The organism is Nonomuraea maheshkhaliensis, assembly GCF_039529435.1.
Lineage (GTDB): Bacteria > Actinomycetota > Actinomycetes > Streptosporangiales > Streptosporangiaceae > Nonomuraea > Nonomuraea maheshkhaliensis.
Genome location: NZ_BAAAMU010000007.1, coordinates 12025 through 35344 on the forward strand (window position 1 = coordinate 12025; position 23320 = coordinate 35344).

Genomic DNA, 23320 nt, shown 5'->3' on the forward strand with positions numbered 1-23320 from the left:
TCGCAAAAGCGGTGCTTCGCGCACAGAAGCTCAGAATGCGTCTTTTGGGGGGCACGGCCCCCCAAACCCCAGCTCAAACCCCGCCGCGTCAGCTGAATACCGGAACGGGTCCTATAACCTCACACGATCGCATGTCACGCACCCGTGTCCGCTCGCAGGAGCAGGGCGCGATCCAGGGGCCGCATCGGCTTGTCGTCGACGCGCTGGATCGGCTCGCGGAGGGCGGTCCCGCGCTGGTAGGTCGCTCGTGGGTGAGTTGAGCGGCTTGTGTATCGCCAGCCTGAAGGTGAAGGGGTGGGGTAGACCGATGACGACGTTCAAGAAGTGGAACCGCGCCGAGCACGTCGAGCTGGCCGGAGGGGAAGAGGCCCTCGCCGAGAGCCGGCACCTGGTTGACGAGTTCATCGACGCTTGGCAGCCCGAGTCCCGCACCGCAGACGCGTGATGGCTGGTCAGCAGGAGACCCGCTTGGCTGTCTTGGCTCGGAGGCACGTCAATCACGGGTAAGGGGCCGCACCGGCCGTCCCGTAGGTCCTCTTGAAAGAGATCGGCCGGCGACGGCGATCACCTGGTTGTGACTGGTGCGCCGCTGTGACCGGGGCCAGTGAGGCCGTGTCTGGATTTGTCGGTCAGACGAAACCCTCGGCGACAAGCCGTGCGCCGTGTTCGTCGATGACGTGTCGCCGGCCTGATCCTCCGGCGATGCGGCTCCAGCTTTCCACGGTCAGTTCGGCCCCGGTCAGTCGATAACTGAAACCGCCGTACATGCCGGGGACGGCGAACCAGCAGGCCGGGTTGCGTTGCTCAGTGAGTGGCTCCAGCTCGGGGAGACGCAACTGGTGCTCGGTGGTCAGGTCGTCGGCACGGTCGTGAATCAGCCGGTGGAAGTGGTGTTGAATCGAGCTCAGGGTTTCTGCGGGCAGTTGGTGGTGGACAACCGGCGTGAGCGGTACCAGGAGATGATGGTGTCCCCTGCGATCGGCGATGTCGACCGCCCGCTCTCCTTGAGCCGTGCGCAGTGTGCGCCAGGCGCCGTGCGCGACCAGCCGGTGAGCGATGTCGGCGTCGGCACCGTGCCAGGCGACCTGGTGCAGCGGGGCGTACCAGCTGCTGCCGCCGGCTCTGCCGCTGTTGACCCAGTCAGGGTGCGCTTCGAGGAGAGCCAGGACCGTGGACCAGTCGCTGTCACGTGCGGCGTCGGCCAGCTTGTCGCGTCCCTCGATCACCTTGTCGCTGTAAGTCGACCGCAGTGTGACGCCGTCCCATGTGGAAACCTCGTCGTGCCCCATGTGACACCATTCTGCTCGGTCGCCGGATGTCCATCGAGTCTGCAGGTCGCGGCCAGCCGCGTCTTGCCGGCCCCGCGCCGGCCGGCCAGTGTGCACACCGCCGCCGCGTGACGCCCGGAGAATCCTTGGGCGCTCACCTGAGCGGTGGCGGCCCCTGCTTGGGATCAGCGGCGGGCGCATGGTCCGCCGGCGGTCAGGTGACCCGTACCGAGTGCGGTCGGAGGCTGATCGTCACATCGACGTGGCCACCGAGGGCGGCCGCGTGAGCGCGGATGGTGTCGCGTTCCATCGAGTCCAGATCGCCGTTCTCGATCTGAGAGACGCGGGCGTGGGAGATGCCGAGTGCGGTCGCCACGATCTTTACGTGGTGGGCCGGAGCTGCCAGCATCACGCGGCATGACCATCGATGAGTTCTGGGATGTGATCGAGCGTTCCGGGCGTGAGAGCAGCACGAGGAAAGCGCGGGTCGCGTGGCTGGTGGACGAGCTCGCGCGGCGCCCCATCGATGGGATCGTCGATGATCACGACCTGTGGACGAGCACGATGAACCGCGGTTGCACCGTGGATCTCTACGCGGCGTACTGGTTCGTCTTCCTGATGGGTTCGCTGGACGGCTGCGAGTACTTCGTGCGCTGGCTCGCCAGCCTGGGACGCGAGACGTTCGAGATGGTGACCGGCTGCCCTGATCGGCTGGTCGAGGCGCCTCAGGTTCTGCGGATGGTGGAGCTGGAGGAGTCGTACGACGGCACGGGGGAATCACCTCGCCCCGGATTCGAATCGCTGGGTTACATGGCGTATTACGCCGATGAGAAGGCGACCGGAGAAGATGCCGACGGGCTCCGCGAAGTCTTGAAGGCTCGGGCTGTTGAGAGCGGGTTTCCGCTGGTTCCGGCCATCGGTGGCGGCCCCCGGGGGAGCCGTGGGATTTCGACGATGAGCGGGAGGTGGCTCGCAGGCTGCCGCGGATAGCGCGTTACCTGGATCAGGGCCGACGTCTCCGCGCCTTGCCCGGTCGTTCTCCTAGCGGGTCGGGGTGAAGGAGGAGGCGATCAGCCAGAGGGCGCCGGCGGCGATCAACAGGGTGACGGTGACGTACCTCGTTCTGGCCCGCGGGCGGCGCATCAGATTTCTGGCCAGGCGGACGGTGCCGGTCCAGGAGAAACGTGGTGGCGGGTACCAGGCGGCCGATGCGACCAGTGCGGCCGCGAGAAGCAGGCGCCAGGGTGTTGAAGCGGTGAGAAGCAGGTCGAAGACGCCTGTGCCGTGGCTGACGTATGACGCGATTTCGACGAGGACGAACAGGAGCAGGGCCGCCGCGGACGTCAAGCCGGCTGTGCGTCTCCAGCGTGGGGGAGCCGTGGCCGTGGTGATCGCGGCGAGGGCGACGAGGATGAGGGGCAGGCCGATCTTGTCGGCGTCGCCGAACCACGACGCGAGGCCGTCCCAGACGGACGCCTCAATAAGGCGAACACCGTCGCCGGTGATGAACATGGTGTACATGGGCGGGATTCGGTCGAACAGCGCCGGCCACGCTGCGGCTACTCCGGCGACTGCCCAAAGGATGAGGCCGTACCTCCCGCGAGGGCGAGGTGATCGGGCGGTCAGGAGCAGGGCTCCGGCGGACAGCGGGTAGCAGGTGATCAGGAGCCAGGGCGGGGTGACGGCATGGGGCCGGCCGGTGCACGGGTCGGGACCGGGTAAGAAGAAGGCGATGACGAGTCCGTACGCGAGCACGGTGGCGATCGTGGCGACGGCCGTGAGTGTGGCGCGGTGGGAGGCGTTCATGATGAGGCCGGCCACGATGATCGGGAGCAGGAGCACACCCCAGAACAGGAGCTCGCCCGGCACGTCGTCCGGCGCGTAGGAGCCCCATCCGGAGGGGCCCGCCAGCGAGTACGGACCCTCGAACTCTTCCGCCGGGTAGGGGTTTTCCGCTGAGGGATGGGAAGCGGAGGGCAGTGGAGCGCAGAACCAGCCGACGGTCTGCCTGCCGATTCCGAAAGCGGTCAGGATCACCGGCCCGGACGCCGTCAAAGCGGCGCTGAAACGCAGCAGCGCCGCTTTCGGGGATGACGTGTTCCGCTCCTGGGTCATGCCACCTTCTCCTGGAGAAGATCGATCGGAGAAGTGTAGTGACGATGATCGGCCGGTGTCTGCTCCACGGCAATGCCCCGGTGGGAGCCATTGACGCCGTCAGGTGTCGGCCGGTGGGGGTGGCTGGTGTCGCTCGCCCCAGTCCCAGAGGGCTTGCAGGACAGGGCCGAGGTGGCGTCCGTGCGGGGTGAGCGTGTAGCGGACCCGGGGCGGCCAACCGGGGTGGCGGCGGCGATCGAGTACGCCGGCGCGCGTCAGGTGCGCCAGCCGTTCGGAAAGGACCTTGTCCGACAGCCCAGGCAGGGCATGGCGGAGTTCGGTGAACGTGTGGTCGCCGCGCAGGAATTCGCGGATCACCAGGGTCGTCCAGCGGCCGTGCAGGGCGGCGAGGGTGATCTCCACCGGGCAGGAGGGGGTGGGTTCGGTGACCTGCGCGCGAGGGTCGTCGGGCACTCCCGGCCGAGGTTGGTGACCAACTGTTTGGTGAGTCACGAGGGCGCCTCCTAGCGTAGCCGCGTCTGAGTGATTTCTACCTGCTGGAAAAGGGGTGCGGCGATGATGCGGCAGCTTGCCGAACGTCCCGAGGACGTGCCGGCGGTGTTCGCCGAGCGGTTCAACAGCGGTGACGCGGAGGCGGTGGCGGAGGTTTATGAGAGCGGTGCGGTGTTCGTACCGGAACCGGGCTCAGGGCTGACGGGACGGGACGCTCGCGCCGCCAACGAGCGATTTCTGAGTCTCGGGCTGCCGATCGACGTCCGGCCGCGACACGTCTACACCACGGGCGACATCGCCTTGCTGATCGTCGACTGGACGATCGATGGCACGGATGGTGATGGCCACCCCGTGCACATCGAGGGCACCGCTACGGATGTCGCCCGACGCGGGGAGGATGGGCGCTGGCGATACGCCGTTGACAACCCGTTCGGCGTGAAACCGGGAGCCGGCGGCGAGTCCGGGTAGTCGTCCGGCCGAGCCGGTGTCGCCCCTAGTCCTCCCGCAGGAGCCGGGTCAGGCGGGTCCAGGCCGGGGAGGAGGCTTCGGGCTGGGACTGCTGGGCCAGCCGGGCGACGGCCGGGTTCTGTACGAGGCGGGTCTCGGAGCGGCTGTGGTGGCGGGCGAACCAGTCGCGGGTACGGTCCGCGAGCCCCGGGAGCCGGGGGTCGTCCGGCGACCAGCCGTAGGCGGCGTCGTGTTCGAGGTAGAGGGCACGGAACTCGGGATCGGCGATGAGCTCGTGCTTCTCGGCGATCCACACGGCGGCGTCCTCGGGTGAGGCCGTCTGCATGAGGATCCAGCCGTCGCGTTCCAGCTGGATCTGGCGCTCGCTGACGCCGATGTCGCGCAGGGTGTCGAGGTGGTCGGCGACCTCGGGGGAGACGTAGAGCTGGTCGCCGCCCTGGAGTTGGGTGAGCTGGTCGCGCAGGCGCTCCAGTTGCGCGATGCGGTCCTGGAGGTCGAGGTCGATCTCGGTGACGGCCGCGGTGAGGATGTCCGGGTCCGCGTCCAGGAGGTCCTTGATCCGGGCCAGTGGCACGCCCGCACGGGCCAGGGTTCTGATCTTGACGAGGTCGATGGCGTGCTTGGCGGTGTAGCGGCGGTAGCCGGAGGAGTCGCGGCCGGGCTCGGGGAGCAGGCCGCGCTCGTGATAATGACGGATGGCCTTGGTGGTCACCCCGGCGTAGTTCGCCAACTGGCCGATCGTGAACATGCCGGGAATCCTTCCATCAAGCGGTCTACGGGTGGGTTGGGCGGCCAAGGAGGCTGTCAGGCGGGTCTGGTGGTCAGGCGGGTCGGGCGGGCAAAGGCGGGTCAGGTGGTTCGGGCGGGCAAAGGCGGGTCAGGCGGTTCGGGGGTCAGGTGCGGCGGGTGAGGCGGCCGCCGGCGTTGCGGTAACGCGCCCGGCCGTCGCGGACGTCGTGGAAGGAGACCAGCAGCAGCCTCAGGTAGCCGTCGAAGACCTCCATCGGATATCCGGCGGGCGCGAACAGACCCGGCCGGATCGGCACGTAACGCTGCGGCGGTGCGGAGGTCGTGCCGCCGGCGAACTCGGTGAAGATCCGCTCCTGCGACTCGTCCGCCGGCTCGTACGTCGTCCGCTCCTCCAACTGGCCGTCCACGATGCTGACGTCGATGCGGAGCTGGTCGGAGCGGTACGTGCCCACGTACGGAGTCAGATCGACGTCCTCGCGCACGCCGGTGACCAGCGTGGGCAGCGCGACGCCGAGGTGGTCGGTCAGCAGCCGGCACAGGAGCCGGTCCTGGAGCATGAGAGCTCCCGGGGTGTTGCCGAAGGCGGCGAAGACGAGGTCGTGCTCGGGCACGACGCACAGAAGGGACACCCCGCCAGGCGACGCGCCGGACATGGCGAGCACCGTCGTGTCGCCGAAGGGGTACAGGACCCAGCCCAGTCCCATCGGCGGCACGTTCGGGCTGTCCATGTCGTACGAGACCTGCCGCATCAGCGCGACCGACTCGGCCGACAGGACGCGCGTGCCCGATGGGGCGACGCCGCCCGCGAGGTGGGTGCGGCCGAAGGCGAGCAGGTCGGCGACCGTGCCGATCGGGGTGCCGCCGGCCGGTCCCCAGGTCTCGGGCAGGGTGAACATGTTCGTCGGCCGGAGCAGCCCGGTCTCGGGGTCGGGGAAGTGGCCGACGGCCGTGCTGCGCAGGATGGCCTGCTCGGCGGACGTACTGGAGTCCTTCATGCCGACGGGCGCGTAGACGTCGCGTGCGAGCAGGTCGGCGAACGGCAGGCCGGTCACCACCTCCAGCAGGCGGCCCGCGACGATCATGCCGCCGTTGGAGTAGCTGAGCCGCTCGCCCGGCTCGAACAGGGTGCCGCACCCGCTCGCCAGGCCGTCCACGTACGCCTTCAGCGCGTCGCGGCCCTTGGCGTCGGGGAAGTACAGGTCCGCGTCGATGCCGTTGGTGTGCGAGAGCAGGTGCCGGACCAGGATCTTGTCCGCCGCGTCCGGCACGGCCAGGGCGAACTCGGGGAGGTGGGCGACCACCGGCGAGTCCAGGCCGATCCGCCCGCGTTCGACCTGCCGCATGACGAGTGTGGTGGTCAGGACCTTGGTGACCGAGCCGAAGAGGAAGCCGGTGTCCTCCAGCATCGGTGCGCCGGTGGCGAGGTTGGCGGTGCCGTGGGCGACGATGATCTGCTCGCCGGCGTGGTGGACGCCGGCGACGAAGCCGGGCACCTCGCCGGACTCGCAGGCGGCGGCGATCTGCTCGCGGAAGTGGGTCTCGACGGTGTGGAGCGCGATGGTGTTCATGTGGAGCATCGTCCAGGCTTGCCCCTGGGGCAAGGTCAAGGGCTTGTTGGGGACGGACGCCGTCGCCGTCCCCCATGCCGGCGCCGGGCGCCCGGTACGGTGGATCGCGTGTCCTGGACGCTCAGAACGCCCGACGGCAGGTCGCTGCGTGCCAACGCCTGGAACTGGCGGCCGACCCTGGAGTTGCTGGAGCGGGGCCGTGTGCTGGACGAGGAGACGCTGATGGCGCTCGGCTGCAACGGCCGGGTGGAGCTGAGCGGCGCGGAAGCCCGTCAGATCGCCGTCTTCCTCGACGGCTACCTGCCGGGCGTGCCCGGTGAGGGGCGGGTGCTGCTCGACGGGACGGTCACCACGGAACCCGACACCTTCGAGTTCCATCGCGAGGAGCTCGACCGCAACTACTCGGCGACCGCCGAATGGCTGACCGATTTCCGCGATTTCTGCCGGGACGCGCCGCAGGGCTTCACCTGCTCCTGAGCAGTCCTGGTCGGACTGACGCCCGCCGGGTGGCCCCGATCAGAGCAGGGACCCACCCGCGACGACGTCCAAGGTGTCGCGCGGGTGGTGCTTGAAGGTGTCGAGCACGCGCATGCCCTCGTTCACCCGGCGCAAGCGGTAGGTCCGCGTCACCCGGCCCTTCGGTGTCGTGCTGGTCCGCACGTCGAGGTTGTTCGCCCGGTCGAAGAGCAGCCAGTGGCCGAGTTCGCCGGGTGGCAGGCTGATCGGCGCTCTGGCCGTCCTCCGGCCCGTCGTCACGTCGGTGAAGACGATGTGGTCGGGCAGATTCTCGTCGCGCAGGTGGGCGATCGTGGTGCCGTCCATGGCGAGCGAGCCGAAGCGGCCGCTCAGACGCGGGCCTCGCCGCACCTCGGTCCACGTCCTGGTCGAGTAGACCACGTTGTAGTCGCCGTCCTGCCGGAACGTGAGCAGGTGGGCGTTGTCGGGGCTGAAGCTCAGCGGCAGCTCGCCGGGCGGCAGCGTGCGCGTCTGCCCGGTGACGGTGTCCACCACCTTCCGGGGCACCTGCAGGTTCAGGGGCTCCGACGGCGGGGCGGGCATCAGGGCCTCGCGCTTGAGGATGACGTAACGGCCGGCGGGGGAGAGGGCGAGCAGCGGGGGCGGCCCGGTGACGGGATACCTCAGGCCGGGAACGACGCGTACGTTGCCGGTGGTGACCTCGCGGATGACCAGGGCGTTGTCCGAAAGTCGGAAATAGGCGGCTTGGCTGCCGTGGGGTGAGAGTGCGAACGGGGTCTTGGCCAAGATCCCCTCGCCGGTGAACACCCTCGCGTCCGGCAGCCGGACGACCCTGCCGCTCCGCAGCCGCAGGCGCCAGGGCGCGCACCGGCGGACCTTGCCGTTCTTGCCGACGCAACTGTTGTCGGCGTACCGGACGAAATCCTTCTTCGCAGACGCCTGCGCGGCGCCGGACGGTACGGATGCCTGCGCGGCTCCGGACGGCAGGGGCGCCAGCAGCGTCATCGTGAGGAGGGCGACCGCTGATCGCCTCGCCGGCCGGATGGTCGTGACGCCTGATCGCCGTGCCGATCGCATCGCCGCTCCCCAGTGGGCCGCCGGTCGGGTCGGTCTGATCCAACCATGTCGGCAGCGGGCATTTCGCCCCCTATGCGGAGCCGGGTTCGCCGTTACGAGGCGAAGCGGCCGGCGTGTTCGGTGGCCCACTGGGTGAAGGTGCGCGCCGGCCGGCCGGTCACCCGCTCGACGGTGTCGACGACGGTCTTGGACTCCATGCTCGCGGCGGCGTGCCAGCCGATCACGTACTCGGCGTCCGCCCGCGACACGCCGGTGGCCACCAGCCGGTTCACCGCCCGCTCTGGCGTGATGGGGACGAAGGCCAGGTCGCGGCCGATCGCCCGGCCCAGGATCGCGACCCGTTCGCTCGTGCTCAGCGCCTCGGGGCCGGTGAGGTTGTAGGCGCGGCCCGCGTGGCCGTCGCCGAGCAGCGCGACGGCCGCCACCGCCCCGATGTCGGCCTCGTGGACGAGCGCGCCGGGGTGGTCGTACGGCTCGCGCACGACCCCCTCGGCGCGGATCGAGTGGGCCCAGGTCAGGGCGTTGGACATGAACTCCTGCGGTTCGAGGCGGGTCCACTCCACCCCCGACTCGGCCACGGCCTGCTCGGCGGGGCCCACGTACCCGCCCCACACCACGGTGATCCGGCGCACGCCGGCGTCGACCGCCCGCCGTACCAGCTCGGGCGCGGCCCCGGCGAGTCCCGCCGTCACCGTGACGTGCAACCGGCTGACGCCGTCGAGGGCGGGGCCCAGCTCCTGTGGCGCGGTGTGGGTGCCTTCGACCACCTCCACCTCGTCGGGGAAGCGCGCCTTGGCCGGGTCGCGGGTCAGCGCTCGCACGCGCTCTCCCCGGCGGACCAGCTCCGCCACCACGTGCCTGCCGGTGTTCCCCGTCGCGCCGGTCACCAATGTCGTCATCGTCCTGCTCCTTTCGTCACCAGCGACGTTAGGAACTGAACCAAACTTGAGGTCAAGCGGCGGGAGGACAATCGGGGGCATGACCAGAGAACCCGCTGTCGGTGCGCTGCACCATGTCGAGATCTGGGTGCCCGACCTGCGGCGGGCCGTCGCCGCCTGGCGGTGGCTGCTGGAGGAGTTCGGTTACGAGCCGTACCAGGAGTGGGAGGACGGCCGGAGCTGGCGGCTCGGGGCGACGTACCTGGTGTTCGAGCAGTCGCCCGCGCTCAGCGCCGGGCGGCACGACCGCCTCCGCCCTGGGCTGAACCACCTCGCCTTCCACGCCGGCGACCGCGCGCGGGTGGACGCCCTGGCGGAGCGGGCGACTGCGTACGGCTGGACGTTGATGTTCCCCGACCGCCACCCGTACGCCGGCGGTGAGGCGCACTACGCCGCCTACCTGGAGAACGCGGACGGCTTCGAGGTGGAGCTGGTCGCCGGATCGGTCACGACGACGTGAGATGAGCGTGGGCGGCCACGACGAGGAGCGCCCATGCGGCCGGTCGGCGGCGGAAAAAGCACGCGCCTTGCTCGATGGCCGAGCGCCATAATGAGGCGATTATGCGGCCTGAATCCCTCTCCCCGGACGAACTGCTCAACGAGGTCGAACCCCTGTCCCACGGACAGCGGTCCCGCCGCCTGGCCGAGCGCGGGAGGGAGCTGGCGGGCCGGCCGGACGAGCTCCAGGCCCTGCTCACGGCTCTGTCGGAACGCGGCCCGTACGAGCGGCTGCTCGCGGCGCGGCTGGCTGTCATGGCCGGGCACCTCCCGCACCTCGTCCGCGCCACCGCCGACCCGGATCCCGACATATCCCAGTACGCGATCGGCCACGCCATCAGGCTGGGCATCCCCGACGACGCCGTCATGGAGATCGTCCGCGACGCCCCCGCCGCCCACCGTGCGGCCGCGTACCGGGCCGTCCGGCGCGAGCGCAGGAGCGATCTGGCCGAGCGCCTGGTCGACGAGGCATGCGGGCGCTGGGGCGACCGCGAGGCCGCGGGGCTGCTGGCCGTCTGCTCCGCCGAGGCGGTCGCGGCCCGGCTCGGCGACCTGGCGTACGCGGTGCCCAACTGGGGCGCCCTGGCCAGGCGGCATCCCCACACGGTGCTCGACCACGCCGAGTCGGCGCTGGCCGAGCTGCCCCGTCCGCTGCGCGAGGCCTGGTGGACGGCGACGACCTCGGGCATCGAGGTGGCCGCCACGCACGCCCCCGAGCGGGTGATCGCGCTGCTGGAGCGCTACCCGACCAACCGGAGCTGGCACTGCGCGGGCCGGCTGCTGGACGCCGATCCGGTGCGTACGCTGGCCCTCTACCTGACCCCCGGCCACCGCCACCAGCTCACCCGTCTGCTGCGGCGCAGGTCCGTCCGCCGGCGGCTGGCCCTGCTTCCCGACGCCCGGCTGGCCGAGCTGGGGCGGGCGCTGCGCGACGACGAGCCGTCGCTGATCAACCTGCTGCGCTCGGTGGCGCCCGCGCGCAGGGACGCGCTGTTCACCGAGGTGATGGCGGGGGCCGACCAGTCCCAGGCGATCTACTCCCCCTACCTGCTGGACGTCCTGCCGCTGCGCCGCCGGGTCGCGGAGGCGCGCCGCATGCTGGAGCTGCGCTCCGTCGCCGACGATCCGCGGCAGACCCGGCAGATCACCGCCTTCCTCCCGTACGACGAGGCCGAGCCCGTGCTGCGGGCCGCCACCCGCCGCTCCGACGCGCTCGACCGCGCCGACGGCTACCGGAACCTGATCGCCTGCTCGGGGCGCGCCCGCGATCCCGAGGTCGTCACCCGGATGCTGGACGCGCTCCGGCGGCTGCGCAACGAGCAGGACCCGGTACGCCAGGCCGCCGTCGAGGCGCTGACCGGCATCCCGCCGCGGCTGTGGACGGCCGGGCACGTGCCCGTGCTGGACCGGTTCGTCGAGGACGCGGTCAACGCCCGCGACTGCTCCTACCAGACGCGGAGAAACCTCTCCCGTCTGGCCGCCGCGATCTTCGAGGAGGGCGCGCGGCAGGACGAGGCCGCCCTGCTGCAGTACGGGCTGCGGGTACTCGAACGGCTGGCCGGCTCCGTGGGCATCGTCTCCGTGCACCGGCTGTCGCAGGTGCTGCGGCGGGGCCAGGAAGGCGAGCTGGTACGCCGGCTCGCCCCCTACCTGGAGGCGGAGGCCCGCCACGACCGGCACCAGCTCGCCTTCCTGCTCGCCTCGGCGCTCGGCCGGCGCGGCCACGACCTGCCCGAGCTGCGGCGGGCGCTGGAACGCGCGCTGACGGCCACCAGCGAGTCCGACGCGATCCGGGCCGTCGACCTCTGGCTGGAGCCGCCGCGCACCAGGGGCGAGCGGGTCGAGGGGCTGCTGGCGGCCGATCCGTCCGTGGTGGCGCTGGGCTCCGTGTTCGACGAGCTGACGGCGCGGCGTACGGACCTGCTGAGTCATGTCTTGAGCCGGCGGGCCCACCAGGGGCGCTTCGCCCAGAGCGGGGTGCGGCGGGTCCGTTACGTTTCGCGGCCGTATGTCCGGCGGTGGACGGCGCGGCAGCGCGAGGCGTACGCGGAGCTGCTGGAACGGGTCGTGTGGAACACGTCGCTGCCGCTGCACGAGCGGGCCCAGGCGGTGCGGATGATGGGCGAGATCCCGGCGATCGAGGCCGGGCGGCTGCGCGACCTGGAGGCGGAGCCGGTGTTGCGGCAGGCGAGGCTGGCGGCGCTGCCCTGGACGGCGCGCCCGCAGGAGGTGCTGGCCGAGCTGCTGGAGTACGCGGGCTCGGACGACGCCCACGTGGCCGTGTCCGCGGCGGCGCGGGCGGCCCGGTTCGTCCGGCCGGCGGAGCTGCCGGCGGCGTTGGAGCCGGTCCTGGCCGAGGGCAAGGTCACCGCGCGCAAGGAGGCGGTCCGGCTGCTGGCCCGGCACCGCGCGCCCGGCGCGATGGCGCGGCTGCGCCGCCTGTGGGAGGCCGAGGGGCAGCACAAGGACGTGCGGGTGGCGATCGTCTCGGCGGCCCTCGGCCTGCTCGACGAACCGGGCGCCTGGGACCTTCTCAGGGAGGCGGTCGCCATGGCGCGGAGCGTGCCGCCCGGCGTGGCCGGTGGTGCGCCGGGTGGCGCGGTGGCGGATCTGGTGGCTCCTGTGCTGGATACGCGGCCGTTGGACGTGCCGGGGCGGTGGCGGGCGGCGTTCGGGGGGCTGGTCGTCGCCGCCACGCTGGCGGAGGAGCGGACGGTACGGCTGCTCGCCGTCGCGGCGCTGCCCCGCTGGGTGGCGTACGCGCCCGAGGCCATGGAGCGGCTGGCCGGGATCGCCCGCGATCTCGACGACACGGCGGGCTGGCAGGCCGCCGTAGGCGGGCTGGTCACGGGTGCGTGCTCGGGCTACGAGCCGCGGGTGCTGCGGCGGACCGTACGCGCCCTCGCCGCCGCGCCCGCAGAACCCGACGCGGGAGCCGACCGCGACCGCCCGGCCGCCCAGCGGCTGGGGGATCTCGTCGCGCAGTTGCGCTGGTGGCACCGGGCTCAGAGGGAGCCGATCGTGCCCGGGCTGCCCGACGACCTCCCGCCGGACCTGGCCGCCGAGCCGCTGGCCGGCACCGTCGACTGGGACGACCCCCGACCGGCGCTGGAACGGCTGGTGGCGACGGTCCCTGGCGTGCTCTCCGCGGTCGAGAACGGCCACTACCTGGCCGAGTCGGCCGGCGACGTGCCTTTGGAGCAGGTGCTGCCGCAGGCGGAGTGGCTGGCCGGGCAGGGGGAGAAGGGCGCGCTGCTGGCCATGGCGCTGGCCGCGTCCTGCGGTCCCCGATCGGGCTGGGCGGCGCCCTGGCGGGAGCTGGTGCGGCGGGTACGCGCGTCCGACCACCCGGAGGCCGCCCACCAGGCCCGGCGCGTCACGACGGCCGACGAGTGAGCACCGCGCCTGGCCGCTGACGGCTCGGGCCGGCGTGTGAAGGTCCGGTCAGAGGTCGGTGCGGGCGTAGTCGCACTCGTCGGACTGCGGCGTCCGCACCACCGTGGAGTCCGTCTCCGTGCCGCCGCCCACCTGCTCGGCCTGGGCGGCCGGTGCGGAGGTCAGGACGAAGGTGGCCAGGATGACGGCGGCGGACGCGGCCACGCGGCGGACGGGGCCGCGCTGGTGAGCCTTCATGGGTCCTCCATGAGGAACGCTCGACTGGCCCTCATCGTGGGCGCTGGTGCGGCTGATGTCCAGGCCGAGCCCTGTTTTCCACGATCTCGTGCTGTTTGGGCGGCGTGAGGCGGGCCTGCGAGGTGTTGACGAGGGCTGTTAGGGTCGGTCCTCATCACCGACCGAGTCAAGAAGTCGTCATGGGAGGGTCATGAGGACCTCTGAAAAGATCGCGATCATCACCTCCGTGCTAGCCGGAGCGGCGGCGACCGCAGGGACGGCGACCGCAGGGACGGCGGCGCCGGCCGCCGTCGCCGAGAGCGCGCCGGCCTGGGCCGCCTACCACGGGCTCAGCGCCAGTCAGAGCGTGAGCCGGGTGACGCGGCTCAAGAACCAGGGCTATCGGCCGATCACGGTGAACGTCTCGGACGGGGAGCGGTACGCCGCCGTCTGGATCAAGGGCGGCGCGTCCAACGACTGGGGCATCTGGCAGGGCATGTCGGCCAGTGGGTTCCAGAAGCGGTTCGACGCCGCCGTGAAGGAGGGAGCGCAGCCGACCTCCGTCTCCGCCACCGGCCCGGCCGACTCGCCCGTGTTCACCGCCGTCTTCGAGCGCAAGAGCGGCGCGTTCGTGGCCAAGTCCGGGCTCACGCCCGCCCAGTTCGGCGCCGCCAACAAGCAGGCCGCCGCCAAGGGCCTCGCGCTGAGCTCGGTGGACGCGTACGGCACCCCCGGCGACATCCGCTACGTCGGCGTCTGGAGCGCCAGCTCCGGCGCCTGGTACTACACGTACGGCAAGAGCAGGCAGCAGCACCAGGCCGAGTACTACGCCAAGAGGCAGAAGGGCTTCCGGCCGGTCAAGGTCTCCGTGGCGCCCGACGGCACCTACAGCGCGGTGTGGCGCAAGGACGGGGTGAAGTCCTGGGCTCATTACGTGGACATGAACGCCGCCGGCTACCAGAAGCGCGTCGACGACTTGAAGGCCAAGGGTCTTCACCCCGTGCAGGTCAACGCCGAGAACGGCAAGTACGCCGCAATCTGGCAGTAGCACGCCGTATGACGTACTTCCGGCGGTAGCGGGCCGAGGATGTGCACGGCGCTTCGGTGGTAGCGGGCCGGGGAGCGTGTACGACGCTCCCGGTGGCGGCGGGCCGGAGAGCGTACGGGTGCGATGTGCGCCGCTGTCGCCGCCGGGCGGCGACAGGGCCGCACCCCGCACGAGGGCCGTCCCTTCGGATCGCGGCCTGAGAGCCGCCGGGTCAGTTCCGCAGGATCCGGACGTCGGCCGACGTGCTGCGCACCACGATCGTGCTGTCGCTCCTGCCGTCGTGCTCGACCTCGGAACGTTCGCTGCCCTCCTTGCTGCCCGCCGTGACCGCGTAGGCACCTGAGGGCACTCTCGCCGTCACCCTCCCGTCCGTGGACTGCAGGTCGAGCTTGGTGGGCCGGGCGGTGAACGCCACGTCGATGGCTCCGTCGAAGGTGCGTACCCGTACCTCGGCCGACTTGAGGCCCTCGGCCGTGACCGGGCCCTCACTGCGCAGCCGCAGCCGGCCGGAGGCGCCCGTCACCTGGATGCGGTCCCCGCTGACCGCGTCCACGTCCTGGGTGAGGTCGTTGAGGATGACGCCGTCCCCGGCATCGACCGACAGCTTCACGCCGGGCGGGACCTTGACGTGGTAGCGGGCGCCGCAGTCGCCGAAGACCAGGTTGCAGTCCGCGCTGAGGTGCAGGTCGCCGTCGCGCAGGGACCAGGCGGGGTCGTCCGTGGCCGCCTTGCCGCGCAGCCAGCGCTCCACCTGTACGGTGCCGCTCGTGCCAGGGAGCACGCGCACGCCGCCGAGGGAAGCGTTGATCTTCAGGTCGGTTCCGGTGAACGGGAACGACCGGGTGGCGTGGACCTCGTCCGCTTCGAGTTCCACGCCACAAGCGCCGGTCGTCGCGACGAGTAACGCCGCGCATGCCGCAAATGCCGTGATCTGCCTCATGGTCACGATCGTGGCCGAGCGCCGCTCCAGCCCCCATCGGCCATCCGGCCGAACCGCCCGCGGCTCCCTCATCCGTTCGGCCGGTCCGGGAACCGTTCGGCCGGGGCCTCGGTCGCTTACAGAGCAGCGAGCAGGGTGCGCACCTGGCCGAGTGGGTCGGCGCCGACCGGGCGGAGCACCACCGTGTCCGCCCCTGCCGCCCACAGGCTCTTGACCCACTCCGCGGCCTCCTCAGCCGCCCCGGACGCCATCGCCACGTCCTCTGGCGCCACCCCCAGGAACTCCGCCTGCCCGTCGAGCAGCGACTGCGCGGCCTCGTCCAGCTCGGCGGTCCCGCGCAGGTAGGCGAAGACGACCAGTTCGTGCTCCTCGGTCGCGCCGATCCGTTCGACCACTCCGGGCAACTGGTCGGGGCCGACGCCCTCGGGCAGGATCGTGCCCTGGGCCACCCGGCCGGACAGCGCCAGCGAGCGCGGCCCCTTGACTCCGGCCAGCACGGGCGGCGGCACGGCGGGCTTGTGCACCAGCGTGACGCCGTCCAGACGGACCGACTTCCCGTCGAGGGTCACGCTCTCGCCGCGCAGCAACGCGCGTACGGACGTGATCGTCTCCTCCAGGAGGGCGAGCGGCGACGGGACGGCGGCGCCCACCTGCTCCATCCAGGCGCCCACGCCGTGCCCGATGCCGGCGGCCAGCCGGCCGGGGTGCAGGCGGGCCAGGTTGGCCAGTTCCATCGCCAGCAGCATGGGGTTGCGCAGCGGCGCGGGGGTGATGCCGATGCCCACCCGCAGCCGGGAGGTGACGGCGAGCGCCGTCGCGGCGGACGAGACGCCGCCGGTCCAGCCCAGGTCCTCGACCACCCAGAGATCGTCCACGGACGTCTCGTCGAGCGTCTTGGCGAACGGGACGAGCTGCTCGGGCGGCAGGTCGCGGTCGAACATGACTCCGAGTCTCAAGATGCCCTCCAGTAGTAGCGGTAGAGACGGCCGGTCTCCGAGTATCCGGCACGCAGGAAGGCGTCGGCGGTCGGGACGTTCGCGACGTCGGTGGCCGCGACGATGCGCCGCAGGCCGGCCTCGGCGAGGGTACGGGTGCCGTGGGCCAGCAGGTCGTTCACGTAGCCGCGGCCGCGGTGCTCGGGCAGCACGCCGATGTAGGCGATCGAGTGGTCGTCGGGGGCCACCAGGCCGACGGGGACGTCACCAAGGTGGCCGATGACGAACCAGCCGGGCTTGGCCTTGCGGTTCAACAGGTCGTCGTACATCCATCGGGCCTCCTTCTCCGCGCCCGACGTGGCCACCTCGACCCGGGTGTCGTGGTCGAGCGAGCCCTCGGAGACGCGTACGAGGATGTCGATCACCGCGTCGGGGTCCATGCGGCGCGCGGGCCGGTACGTCAGCCGCCCCGGATCGTCCGGGACGTCGCTGCCCGCCACCCACTCCAGCAGCAGCCGCTCCACCTCCATGGTGAATCCGGCCTCGATGAGTGCTTCGTGCTCGACGGCGCGATCGACGACAGGGGTGAGCCCGGTCTTGAGCGGGATGTCATGAATGATCTTGGTCAGCCCCATCGCGTCCAGGCTGCGGCGCAGCAGGCCGGCGGCGGCGAGAGGGTCGGGTCCCGGGTCGAACTGCCAGACGATCGCCGGCTCCGAGCCGGGGAAGGGCGCCCAGTAGGCCAGGCGCGCCCGCCCTTCCGCGAAGCACCACTCAGGCTGGGTCCTGCCCTCGTCATGGGCGGCCCTGAGCTGGGAGCGCGCGGGCTCGGGGAACTCGTCGAACAACGTGGAAGCCTCCGCACGTGAGAGGGCTCTCCCGCGACGCCTGATACGTCGGGAGGAGATGCGCCCGCGATGACATGACCATCATGTTCTCGCACACGTCCGCGCGATCAAGCGGAGATCACGTTCTCGCGCGCCTCCACCGCAAAGCCGCGCCGAGCTGAGTGCCGAGCGGAGCTCGGACCGAGCTCAGGGAGGGTGTTCAGGCGGCGGTGCCCAGCGCCGTACGGGCCTCGTCGAGGGATTCGCTGGTCGCGAAATGCCGGTCGAGGTTCGTGATCGTCAGCAGATGCCGGATCATCCCCGGCCCGACCACCAGCACCATCCGCCCCCTCAGGCGCTGGACCTGGTTGAGCGTGGCCACGAGCACCCCCAGGCCCACCGAGTCGCAGAACGGCACCTCGGTGAGGTCCACGATCAGGTTGAGGGGAGCAGGAGCGCCGAGCGCCTGTTCCAGCTCGGCCCGGAGCCGGGGCGCGCCCGCGACGTCCAGGTCGCCCACGACACGGACCACCGTGAAGGGGCCCTCCCGCCAACACCTGACCACCATTGGCCTCACCTGCCCCGAGCCCAGAAAGATATGCCTATTTCTTACATATGTTGTCCATTGCCGTTTTGGTGGTTGGTGTAACGCCGGGCTTCGCGGATGGCGTGGCATTCGCCTTCGGTTGCTTGACCTTGAGCTGGTCGCTGCCCAGGATGACCTCGATGCCCTCGGTGTCGGTCTTGCGGATCTCCGCCCCGGGAATGGCCGCCGCCACGACCTTCGCCGCCGCCTCCTGGCCCTCGCCGTGGCGGACGATGGTCTTCTTGTAGTCCTTCTTGGTGGTGTTGCCGGGATCGCCGGGCACCTTGAACCCGTACGCGACCAGCGCCGTCTTGGCGCGCGCCGCCAGGCCGGTGATGAGCGTGCCGTTCTTGACCTTGAGCGAGATCTCGCCGGGCGGGATCGCGGACGGCTTGGCCGACGGCGTCGGGGCGGCGCTCGGCGTGGGCTTGGCCGGGTCGCGGTCGGCGTCGATCGCGGCGAACATCTCGCGGGCCGCCTGCTTGTCCCACAGCACCGCCGACTCGCCGGTGGGCGTCTTGAAGTCGACGTCGGACAGCGGCACCTCGGCGAACGTCACGTCGTCGAGCGAGACGTCGCGCATCTGGGTGGCGAGACCGATCAGCCCGTCGTCGGGATCGACCTTGACCGTGCTGAGCGTCGAGTTGACGAACGAGGCCAGCTTGGCCGGGTTGGCCAGCGTGTCGGCGCTGAGCGCCCGGTTGAGCAGGGCCGAGATGACCTGCTGCTGCCGGTCGATGCGGTCGAGGTCGGAGCGGGCGGTGGCGCGGGTGCGGGCGTAGCCGAGCGCCTGCACGCCGTCGAGCTGGTGGGTGCCGGCCGGCAGGTTGAGCGCGATCTTGGTGTCGTTGATCGGCACGGGCGTGCAGACGGTGACCCCGCCGAGTGAGTCGACCACGTCGATGAAGCCCAGGATGTTGACCTCGATGTAGCGGTTGATCTGCAGCCCGGTGACCGCCTCGACGGTCTGCTTGGCGAGCTTGGGCCCGCCGAACTGGTACGCCGAGTTGATCTTGTGGTCGCCCTTGCCGGGAACCGTGGTCCAGGTGTCGCGCGGCAGGCTGACCACGGTCACCTTCCTGTGGTCCTCCGACAGGTGGATGACCATCATGGTGTCGGTGCGCTGGCCGGCCTCGCGGCCGAGCTTGAGCCGGTTCTGCTGCTGGCGGGTGAGGTCGTCGCGCTTGTCGACGCCGACCATGAGGATGTTCTCGGCGCCCGACGACGAGGGCGCGGTCACCCCGGCGTCCACCGTGCCGATCTGGCGCGGGGTCGCCCACACCACACCCGTGGTGACCAGCACGCCCGTGGACAGCAGACCGGCCAGCACGACGTTGCGGCGGCGGGCCCTGGCGCTCCTGCGCGGCCTCCGGGTGCGGACGGGTGTCAGCTTGACGCCTCCGTAGGCGTCGCCGCCCACGAGCACACCGCCGTCCTCCTCGCCCGGGTCGCGCATGCCGTCCCCCTTTTGTCACCCCGGTGGATCGGGGCCTTCGATTGCCCTCCTCCCCTGGTCGTACAGTAGCGTGAGCCCCGCCATGAAGCAGTTCCCCGACTCGCCGCACGCGCCCGCGGAGACGCGCGGCTGGCCCCCCATCTCCGTCATCATGCCGGTCCTCAACGAGGAGCGGCACCTCCGCGAGGCCGTCGATCAGGTCCTCGCCCAGCAATACCCAGGCGAGATCGAGGTCGTCCTCGCCGTGGGTCCGTCCCAGGACCGCACCCAGGAGGTCGCCGACGCCATCGCGGCGGCCGACAGACGGGTGACGGTGGTGCCCAACCCGACGGGCCGCACCCCCAACGCGCTCAACGCGGCCATCGCCGCCTCGCGTAACGACATCGTCGCCAGGGTCGACGGGCACGCCATGCTGCCCTCCGACTACCTGCGCGTCGCCGTCGAGACGCTGGCGGAGACCGGCGCCGACAACGTCGGCGGCGTCATGGCGGCCGAGGGGATCACCCCCTTCGAGCAGGCCGTCGCCTGCGCCATGACGTCCAAGATCGGCGTGGGCGCCGCCGCCTTCCACGTGGGCGGCACGGCGGGTCCCGCCGACACCGTCTACCTCGGCGTCTTCCGCCGCTCCGCCCTCGCCAGGGTCGGCGGCTACGACGAGCACTTCCAGCGGGCCCAGGACTGGGAGATGAACCACCGCATCCGCCAGACCGGCGGCCTGGTGTGGTTCCAGCCGCGCATGCGGGTCTCCTACCGGCCGAGGCCCAACGCGAAGGCGCTGGCCAAGCAGTACTTCCACTACGGCCGCTGGCGCCGCGTGGTCTCGCGCACGCACGAGGGCACGATCAACCTGCGCTACCTGGCGCCGCCCGCCGCGGTGCTGGCGATGCTGCTCGGGCTGCTCGTCTCGCCGTTCTTCCCGCTCGCGCTGATCGTCCCCGGCGGCTACGCGCTGGCCATCGTGGCCGGTTCGGCGGTGACGGGCAGCGGGCTGCCGGGGGCGGCGAAGCTGCGGCTGCCGCTCGTGTACGCCACCATGCACTGCTCCTGGGGCTGGGGCTTCCTGACCAGCCCGAGAAAGCTGGCCCGCCCGCCGGGGCAGGCCGTCAGGAGAGAGGAGCCCGCGCCGCGCTTCGGCGAGTAGCCGGTCCTGCCCGATTCAGGCGCGTGCGGTCATGAGCCGGCGAAGACCCGCTCGACGGCGGCGTTGAAGCGGGTCAGCGCGTCCGGATACTCCGGGCCGAAGAGCCGGCTCCTGAGCTTGACCCTGGCCCCGGCCAGGGTGTCATCCCCGTCCAAGAACTCGGCGAGGTTCGACAGGTCCTCGCCGAGCAACACCCCCGCCTCGGCGCTGGGGTAACGCTCGTGGAAGGCGCTCTCGGGCAGCCCGGCCACGTTCGTCACCGCGTACGGCTTCTCGCTGGCCAGGAAGTCGGCCACCACGCTGGAGATGTCGCTGATCAGCAGGTCGCACTCGTTGAAGCAGTCGTACAGGTGCGGCTCCGGCCCGTCCACGATCAGGTGCCTGATCCGCTGCTCCTCCTCCCCGGTCCCGTGCGAGGGATGCCGGGCCTTCGACTTGGCCAGCTCGGCCGCCTCGATCATGGCCACGATCTTCCTGTGCGCCCGGGTGGCGCTCTTGTCGCGATGCCCGGTCAGCGGGTGGGGCTTGTAGATCACGCGCAGCGGCGGCCGGTGGTCGAGCAGCGCCCGCACGATGCGCGGGCCCATGGTGATCAGCGAGGTGTGGAACAGGTCGTCGTTCCAGCCCTCCCAGGTGGGGGCGTAGAGCACGGTCCGGTACGGCAGGCCGGGCCCCTCCGTCGAGATGCCCTCCAGCTGCGGCCGGCCGACCTCGTGGATGTTCTCGTCCCTGACGCCCACCTTGGCCTTGCGGTAGCGGTCGCGGCCCGCGGGGCCGGCCACCCACACCTCGTCGTACACCCGTGAGAACGGGTTGAACGAGGCCTCCTTGTCGCTGTCGCCGTGGTTGAGGAACGCGCTGCGCAGGGTGGGGATGCGCAGCATGTGCACATTTCTGCCGACGTTGGCGACATACAGGCAGAGCCGGGCCCCGGCCAGCGCGCGGAAGCTCATCAGGTCGGCCGACGACGGGATGCACACCATCGGCAGGCTGGTGCCTTCGAGATGCGCGGCCATGCCGCGCTCGCGCAGCACGACGATGGCCCGCCGGTCGAGCCGCTCCAGCGTGGGCAGCCACATCCTGGCCTGGTAGGCGGCGGCGGTGGCGCCGGAGAAGTACAGGATGATCTCGGGGGCGTACCGCTCGACCTGCTCGCCGATCACCCGCAGCACGTTGGCGCGGTCGGTGAGGGGCAGGGCGCGGCGCACGTACGGGATGAGCGCGAGCGCCGCCACGAGCCCGGCCACGAGCGCCACCCCGGCCCCCAGGGTGGCGAGCACGGCCCCGTGGACCGCGCCCAGCACCGGAAGGGTGTCCAGGTAGAGGAACGGCACGCTGCGCGCGTCACGCAGCCGCCTGGGCGGCATCTTGGGGATGCGCAGCGCGGAGACGTCGATGTTGCGGGTGGTCACCGGCATGCGGCTGAGCGTCTGCCGCAACCGCATCGCCAGGCCCGTGTGCAGCGCCCGTACGGCGTGCAGGGCGAGCACGCCGGCCGCGAGCGCCACGAACCACGGTGAATCGGCCCCCGCCGTCCGCGCCACCAGCAGCAGCGCCAGCGTCTCGCGCACCGCGAAGCGCAGCGTGATCCCGAGGTGCACCTTGCCGAGCAGGTCGGGCAGCGGGCGTGCGGCGTGCGGCGCGACGCACTCGACGGCGTACGAGGCCACGGCCACCGCGCCGAACAGCAGCGGAGCCGGCCACAGCGCCGTCACCAGCAGCGCGGGGTAGCAGCCGAGCAGGGCCGCGATCACGATGAGTCTCCTCATGTGATCGCACGGTAACAATGCTCAGGTCAAGCGCCGTCCACGCGCACGTCTATGACTTGCCCTGATAGGTCGGAGATGAGGATGTCCAGCGAGGTCTGCGAGACGAGGAGGGGAGAGGCGCCGGTATTGACGCAGTTGACCCTGAGGCCGTCGGCGGCCCACTCGCGGGCCAGCGCCCTGGTGAGCGCGGCCACCGCGGCTGCGCCCGCGCGTAGCAGGGCCCCGGATCCCGGCGGCACCTGCAGCAGCAGGCTCGGGCGCGACCGCCGCGCCGCGGCCCGCAGATAGGGGTGGGCGGCGCGGGCCACGTTGAGCGCGCCGAGCTGGCCGGCGGCGACCACGTCGGCGACGCTGTCGCCGCTCGCCGTGACCAGGTCGCCCGATGAGCTCGCGCCCGCCGCCAGCACCACGTGATCGGCCGGGCCCACGTCGTCGAGCGCCTTGGCCACCGTGTCGAAGTCCTCGGGCCGCACGCCGTCGGCCCTGGTCAGCACGCGTACGTCGGCGCCACGGGCCGGCCCGGCCGGCGCCGACTCGCCCACCACGTCCACGACCTGCTCGGCCAGCCGGTCGGCGGCGCCGGTCGGCACGGCGGCGGGCAGCCCGAAGAGCAGCTCCGCGATGCGCAGGTCGGCCGGATGGGTGACCTTGATGTTGTGCTCGCTGCCCGCCACCAGGTGGATCGGCACCTCGGGCAGATAACGCAGCACCACGCCGCAGTCGTCGGTGGCGGGCAGGTCGCCGAAGCCGGGGTCGGCCATCGCCCGCTCGTAGGCTTCGCGGATCACCGAGAGCCGGAAGCACTGCGGGGTCTGGCTGCGCCGCAGCCGCGCCCGGTCCAGCACCTCGCCGATCACCTCGCCGCCCGGCCCTGGAACCGCCACGAAGACGGTGTCGGAGCTCGGGATCGCCACGTTGACGGCCTCGTGGGCCTCCAGCGCCCTGACACACTCCGTGATGATCCGGGGCTCCAGCAGCGGGCGTACGGCGTCGTGCAGCAGCACGTTGCACTCCGCCGCGCCGAGCGCGGCCAGCGCCCGCCACGTGCTCTCCGTCCGGCTCGCGCCACCGTCCACGACCTTGCTGACCTTGCGGTATCCGCCCGCGGCGACGATCTCCCTGACCCGGCCGGCGTATCCGGGTGTCATCAGCACCACGACCTCGTCGATCTCCGGCGCGCCCTCGAAGACGGCCAGCGAATGCTCGATGATCGTCCGGCCCGCGACCTCGATGAGCTGCTTGGGCGTGCTGAGCCCGACCCGCTGCCCCACGCCGCCCGCGAGGAGCACTCCAACCGACCGCAGCGGTGAATCCATACCGGCAGCGTAGTGCCGCTGGTCCGTGATATCGCGGTG

Annotated in this window: 24 protein-coding genes; 8 read left to right on the forward strand and 16 right to left on the reverse strand. The window is 71.4% G+C overall.

Annotated elements, in window-relative coordinates; all coding sequences use genetic code 11:
* Positions 1-307: 307 nt before the first annotated feature.
* Positions 308-445, forward strand: coding sequence for a hypothetical protein (locus tag ABFX54_RS06930; protein WP_346102395.1), 138 nt, complete (start codon positions 308-310; stop codon positions 443-445).
* A gap of 184 nt (positions 446-629) precedes the next feature.
* Here the strand turns inward: ABFX54_RS06930 and ABFX54_RS06935 are convergent, their stop codons facing one another.
* Together ABFX54_RS06935 and ABFX54_RS06940 are read right to left on the reverse strand one after the other, a co-directional pair.
* The gene (locus ABFX54_RS06935) at positions 630-1289 is read right to left on the reverse strand and encodes an ankyrin repeat domain-containing protein (protein ID WP_346102397.1); all 660 of its coding nucleotides are present in this window, start codon (positions 1287-1289) and stop codon (positions 630-632) included.
* Positions 1290-1482: 193 nt separating this feature from the next.
* Positions 1483-1680 (reverse strand): helix-turn-helix domain-containing protein, encoded by a 198-nt coding sequence (locus ABFX54_RS06940; protein WP_346102399.1) that lies wholly within the window; start codon positions 1678-1680, stop codon positions 1483-1485.
* A gap of 5 nt (positions 1681-1685) precedes the next feature.
* On the opposite strand from ABFX54_RS06940, the gene ABFX54_RS06945 reads away from it, so the two are divergent.
* The gene (locus ABFX54_RS06945) at positions 1686-2258 is read left to right on the forward strand and encodes a DUF4240 domain-containing protein (RefSeq protein WP_346102400.1); all 573 of its coding nucleotides are present in this window, start codon (positions 1686-1688) and stop codon (positions 2256-2258) included.
* Between the two features lie 51 nt (positions 2259-2309).
* On the opposite strand, the gene ABFX54_RS06950 is transcribed toward ABFX54_RS06945, so the two are convergent.
* Both ABFX54_RS06950 and ABFX54_RS06955 read right to left on the reverse strand, forming a co-directional pair.
* Positions 2310-3383 carry a hypothetical protein gene (locus tag ABFX54_RS06950; protein WP_346102402.1) on the reverse strand — a complete coding sequence of 358 codons (1074 nt, stop codon included), beginning with the start codon at positions 3381-3383 and terminating at the stop codon, positions 2310-2312.
* 99 nt (positions 3384-3482) lie between these two features.
* Positions 3483-3836, reverse strand: a complete 354-nt coding sequence (locus ABFX54_RS06955; RefSeq protein ID WP_346102404.1) for a winged helix-turn-helix transcriptional regulator — start codon at positions 3834-3836, stop codon at positions 3483-3485.
* Positions 3837-3938: 102 nt separating this feature from the next.
* On the opposite strand from ABFX54_RS06955, the gene ABFX54_RS06960 reads away from it, so the two are divergent.
* Entirely contained in the window at positions 3939-4343 is a 405-nt protein-coding gene (locus tag ABFX54_RS06960; protein ID WP_346102406.1) for a YybH family protein, read from the forward strand.
* Between the two features lie 25 nt (positions 4344-4368).
* Here the strand turns inward: ABFX54_RS06960 and ABFX54_RS06965 are convergent, their stop codons facing one another.
* Positions 4369-5091 (reverse strand): MerR family transcriptional regulator, encoded by a 723-nt coding sequence (locus ABFX54_RS06965; RefSeq protein ID WP_346102408.1) that lies wholly within the window; start codon positions 5089-5091, stop codon positions 4369-4371.
* A gap of 145 nt (positions 5092-5236) precedes the next feature.
* The gene (locus tag ABFX54_RS06970; RefSeq protein WP_346102410.1) at positions 5237-6661 is read right to left on the reverse strand and encodes a serine hydrolase domain-containing protein; all 1425 of its coding nucleotides are present in this window, start codon (positions 6659-6661) and stop codon (positions 5237-5239) included.
* A 108-nt stretch (positions 6662-6769) separates the two neighbouring features.
* Between ABFX54_RS06970 and ABFX54_RS06975 the strand changes: the two genes are divergently transcribed.
* Positions 6770-7138: a hypothetical protein gene (locus tag ABFX54_RS06975; protein WP_346102412.1), complete on the forward strand. Its 369-nt coding sequence runs from the start codon at positions 6770-6772 to the stop codon at positions 7136-7138.
* A gap of 39 nt (positions 7139-7177) precedes the next feature.
* Here ABFX54_RS06975 and ABFX54_RS06980 read toward each other — a convergent pair whose 3' ends face one another.
* Together ABFX54_RS06980 and ABFX54_RS06985 are read right to left on the reverse strand one after the other, a co-directional pair.
* Positions 7178-8143 (reverse strand): hypothetical protein, encoded by a 966-nt coding sequence (locus ABFX54_RS06980; protein ID WP_346102413.1) that lies wholly within the window; start codon positions 8141-8143, stop codon positions 7178-7180.
* Between the two features lie 164 nt (positions 8144-8307).
* Complete coding sequence (locus tag ABFX54_RS06985; RefSeq protein WP_346102415.1) at positions 8308-9114, reverse strand: NAD(P)H-binding protein; 807 nt, start codon at positions 9112-9114, stop codon at positions 8308-8310.
* Between the two features lie 79 nt (positions 9115-9193).
* Here ABFX54_RS06985 and ABFX54_RS06990 point away from each other — a divergent pair, with 79 nt between their 5' ends.
* Both ABFX54_RS06990 and ABFX54_RS06995 read left to right on the forward strand, forming a co-directional pair.
* Positions 9194-9613 carry a VOC family protein gene (locus ABFX54_RS06990; protein WP_346102417.1) on the forward strand — a complete coding sequence of 140 codons (420 nt, stop codon included), beginning with the start codon at positions 9194-9196 and terminating at the stop codon, positions 9611-9613.
* A 101-nt stretch (positions 9614-9714) separates the two neighbouring features.
* Entirely contained in the window at positions 9715-13047 is a 3333-nt protein-coding gene (locus ABFX54_RS06995; protein ID WP_346102418.1) for a hypothetical protein, read from the forward strand.
* Between the two features lie 48 nt (positions 13048-13095).
* Here the strand turns inward: ABFX54_RS06995 and ABFX54_RS07000 are convergent, their stop codons facing one another.
* A complete protein-coding gene (locus ABFX54_RS07000) occupies positions 13096-13284 on the reverse strand; it encodes a hypothetical protein (protein ID WP_346102420.1) in 189 nt (62 codons plus the stop codon).
* Between the two features lie 190 nt (positions 13285-13474).
* Between ABFX54_RS07000 and ABFX54_RS07005 the strand changes: the two genes are divergently transcribed.
* Positions 13475-14311 carry a hypothetical protein gene (locus tag ABFX54_RS07005; protein ID WP_346102422.1) on the forward strand — a complete coding sequence of 279 codons (837 nt, stop codon included), beginning with the start codon at positions 13475-13477 and terminating at the stop codon, positions 14309-14311.
* A 211-nt stretch (positions 14312-14522) separates the two neighbouring features.
* Here the strand turns inward: ABFX54_RS07005 and ABFX54_RS07010 are convergent, their stop codons facing one another.
* From ABFX54_RS07010 to ABFX54_RS07030, 5 genes are all read right to left on the reverse strand, one after another.
* Positions 14523-15185 (reverse strand): DUF4097 family beta strand repeat-containing protein, encoded by a 663-nt coding sequence (locus ABFX54_RS07010; RefSeq protein ID WP_346102424.1) that lies wholly within the window; start codon positions 15183-15185, stop codon positions 14523-14525.
* 182 nt (positions 15186-15367) lie between these two features.
* Complete coding sequence (locus ABFX54_RS07015; protein ID WP_346102426.1) at positions 15368-16207, reverse strand: LLM class flavin-dependent oxidoreductase; 840 nt, start codon at positions 16205-16207, stop codon at positions 15368-15370.
* Complete coding sequence (locus ABFX54_RS07020) at positions 16204-17034, reverse strand: GNAT family N-acetyltransferase (RefSeq protein ID WP_346102428.1); 831 nt, start codon at positions 17032-17034, stop codon at positions 16204-16206. The genes ABFX54_RS07015 and ABFX54_RS07020 overlap by 4 nt, the downstream gene beginning before the upstream one ends.
* A 199-nt stretch (positions 17035-17233) precedes the next feature.
* Positions 17234-17581 (reverse strand): STAS domain-containing protein, encoded by a 348-nt coding sequence (locus ABFX54_RS07025; protein ID WP_346102430.1) that lies wholly within the window; start codon positions 17579-17581, stop codon positions 17234-17236.
* 34 nt (positions 17582-17615) lie between these two features.
* On the reverse strand, positions 17616-19055 hold the full coding sequence (locus tag ABFX54_RS07030) for an LCP family protein (RefSeq protein WP_346102432.1): 1440 nt from the start codon (positions 19053-19055) through the stop codon (positions 17616-17618).
* An 82-nt stretch (positions 19056-19137) separates the two neighbouring features.
* Between ABFX54_RS07030 and ABFX54_RS07035 the strand changes: the two genes are divergently transcribed.
* The gene (locus tag ABFX54_RS07035) at positions 19138-20196 is read left to right on the forward strand and encodes a glycosyltransferase family 2 protein (protein ID WP_346102434.1); all 1059 of its coding nucleotides are present in this window, start codon (positions 19138-19140) and stop codon (positions 20194-20196) included.
* Positions 20197-20225: 29 nt separating this feature from the next.
* On the opposite strand, the gene ABFX54_RS07040 is transcribed toward ABFX54_RS07035, so the two are convergent.
* Both ABFX54_RS07040 and ABFX54_RS07045 read right to left on the reverse strand, forming a co-directional pair.
* On the reverse strand, positions 20226-21965 hold the full coding sequence (locus tag ABFX54_RS07040; RefSeq protein WP_346102436.1) for a CDP-glycerol glycerophosphotransferase family protein: 1740 nt from the start codon (positions 21963-21965) through the stop codon (positions 20226-20228).
* A gap of 26 nt (positions 21966-21991) precedes the next feature.
* Positions 21992-23281: an SDR family oxidoreductase gene (locus ABFX54_RS07045; RefSeq protein ID WP_346102438.1), complete on the reverse strand. Its 1290-nt coding sequence runs from the start codon at positions 23279-23281 to the stop codon at positions 21992-21994.
* Positions 23282-23320 lie beyond the last annotated feature (39 nt).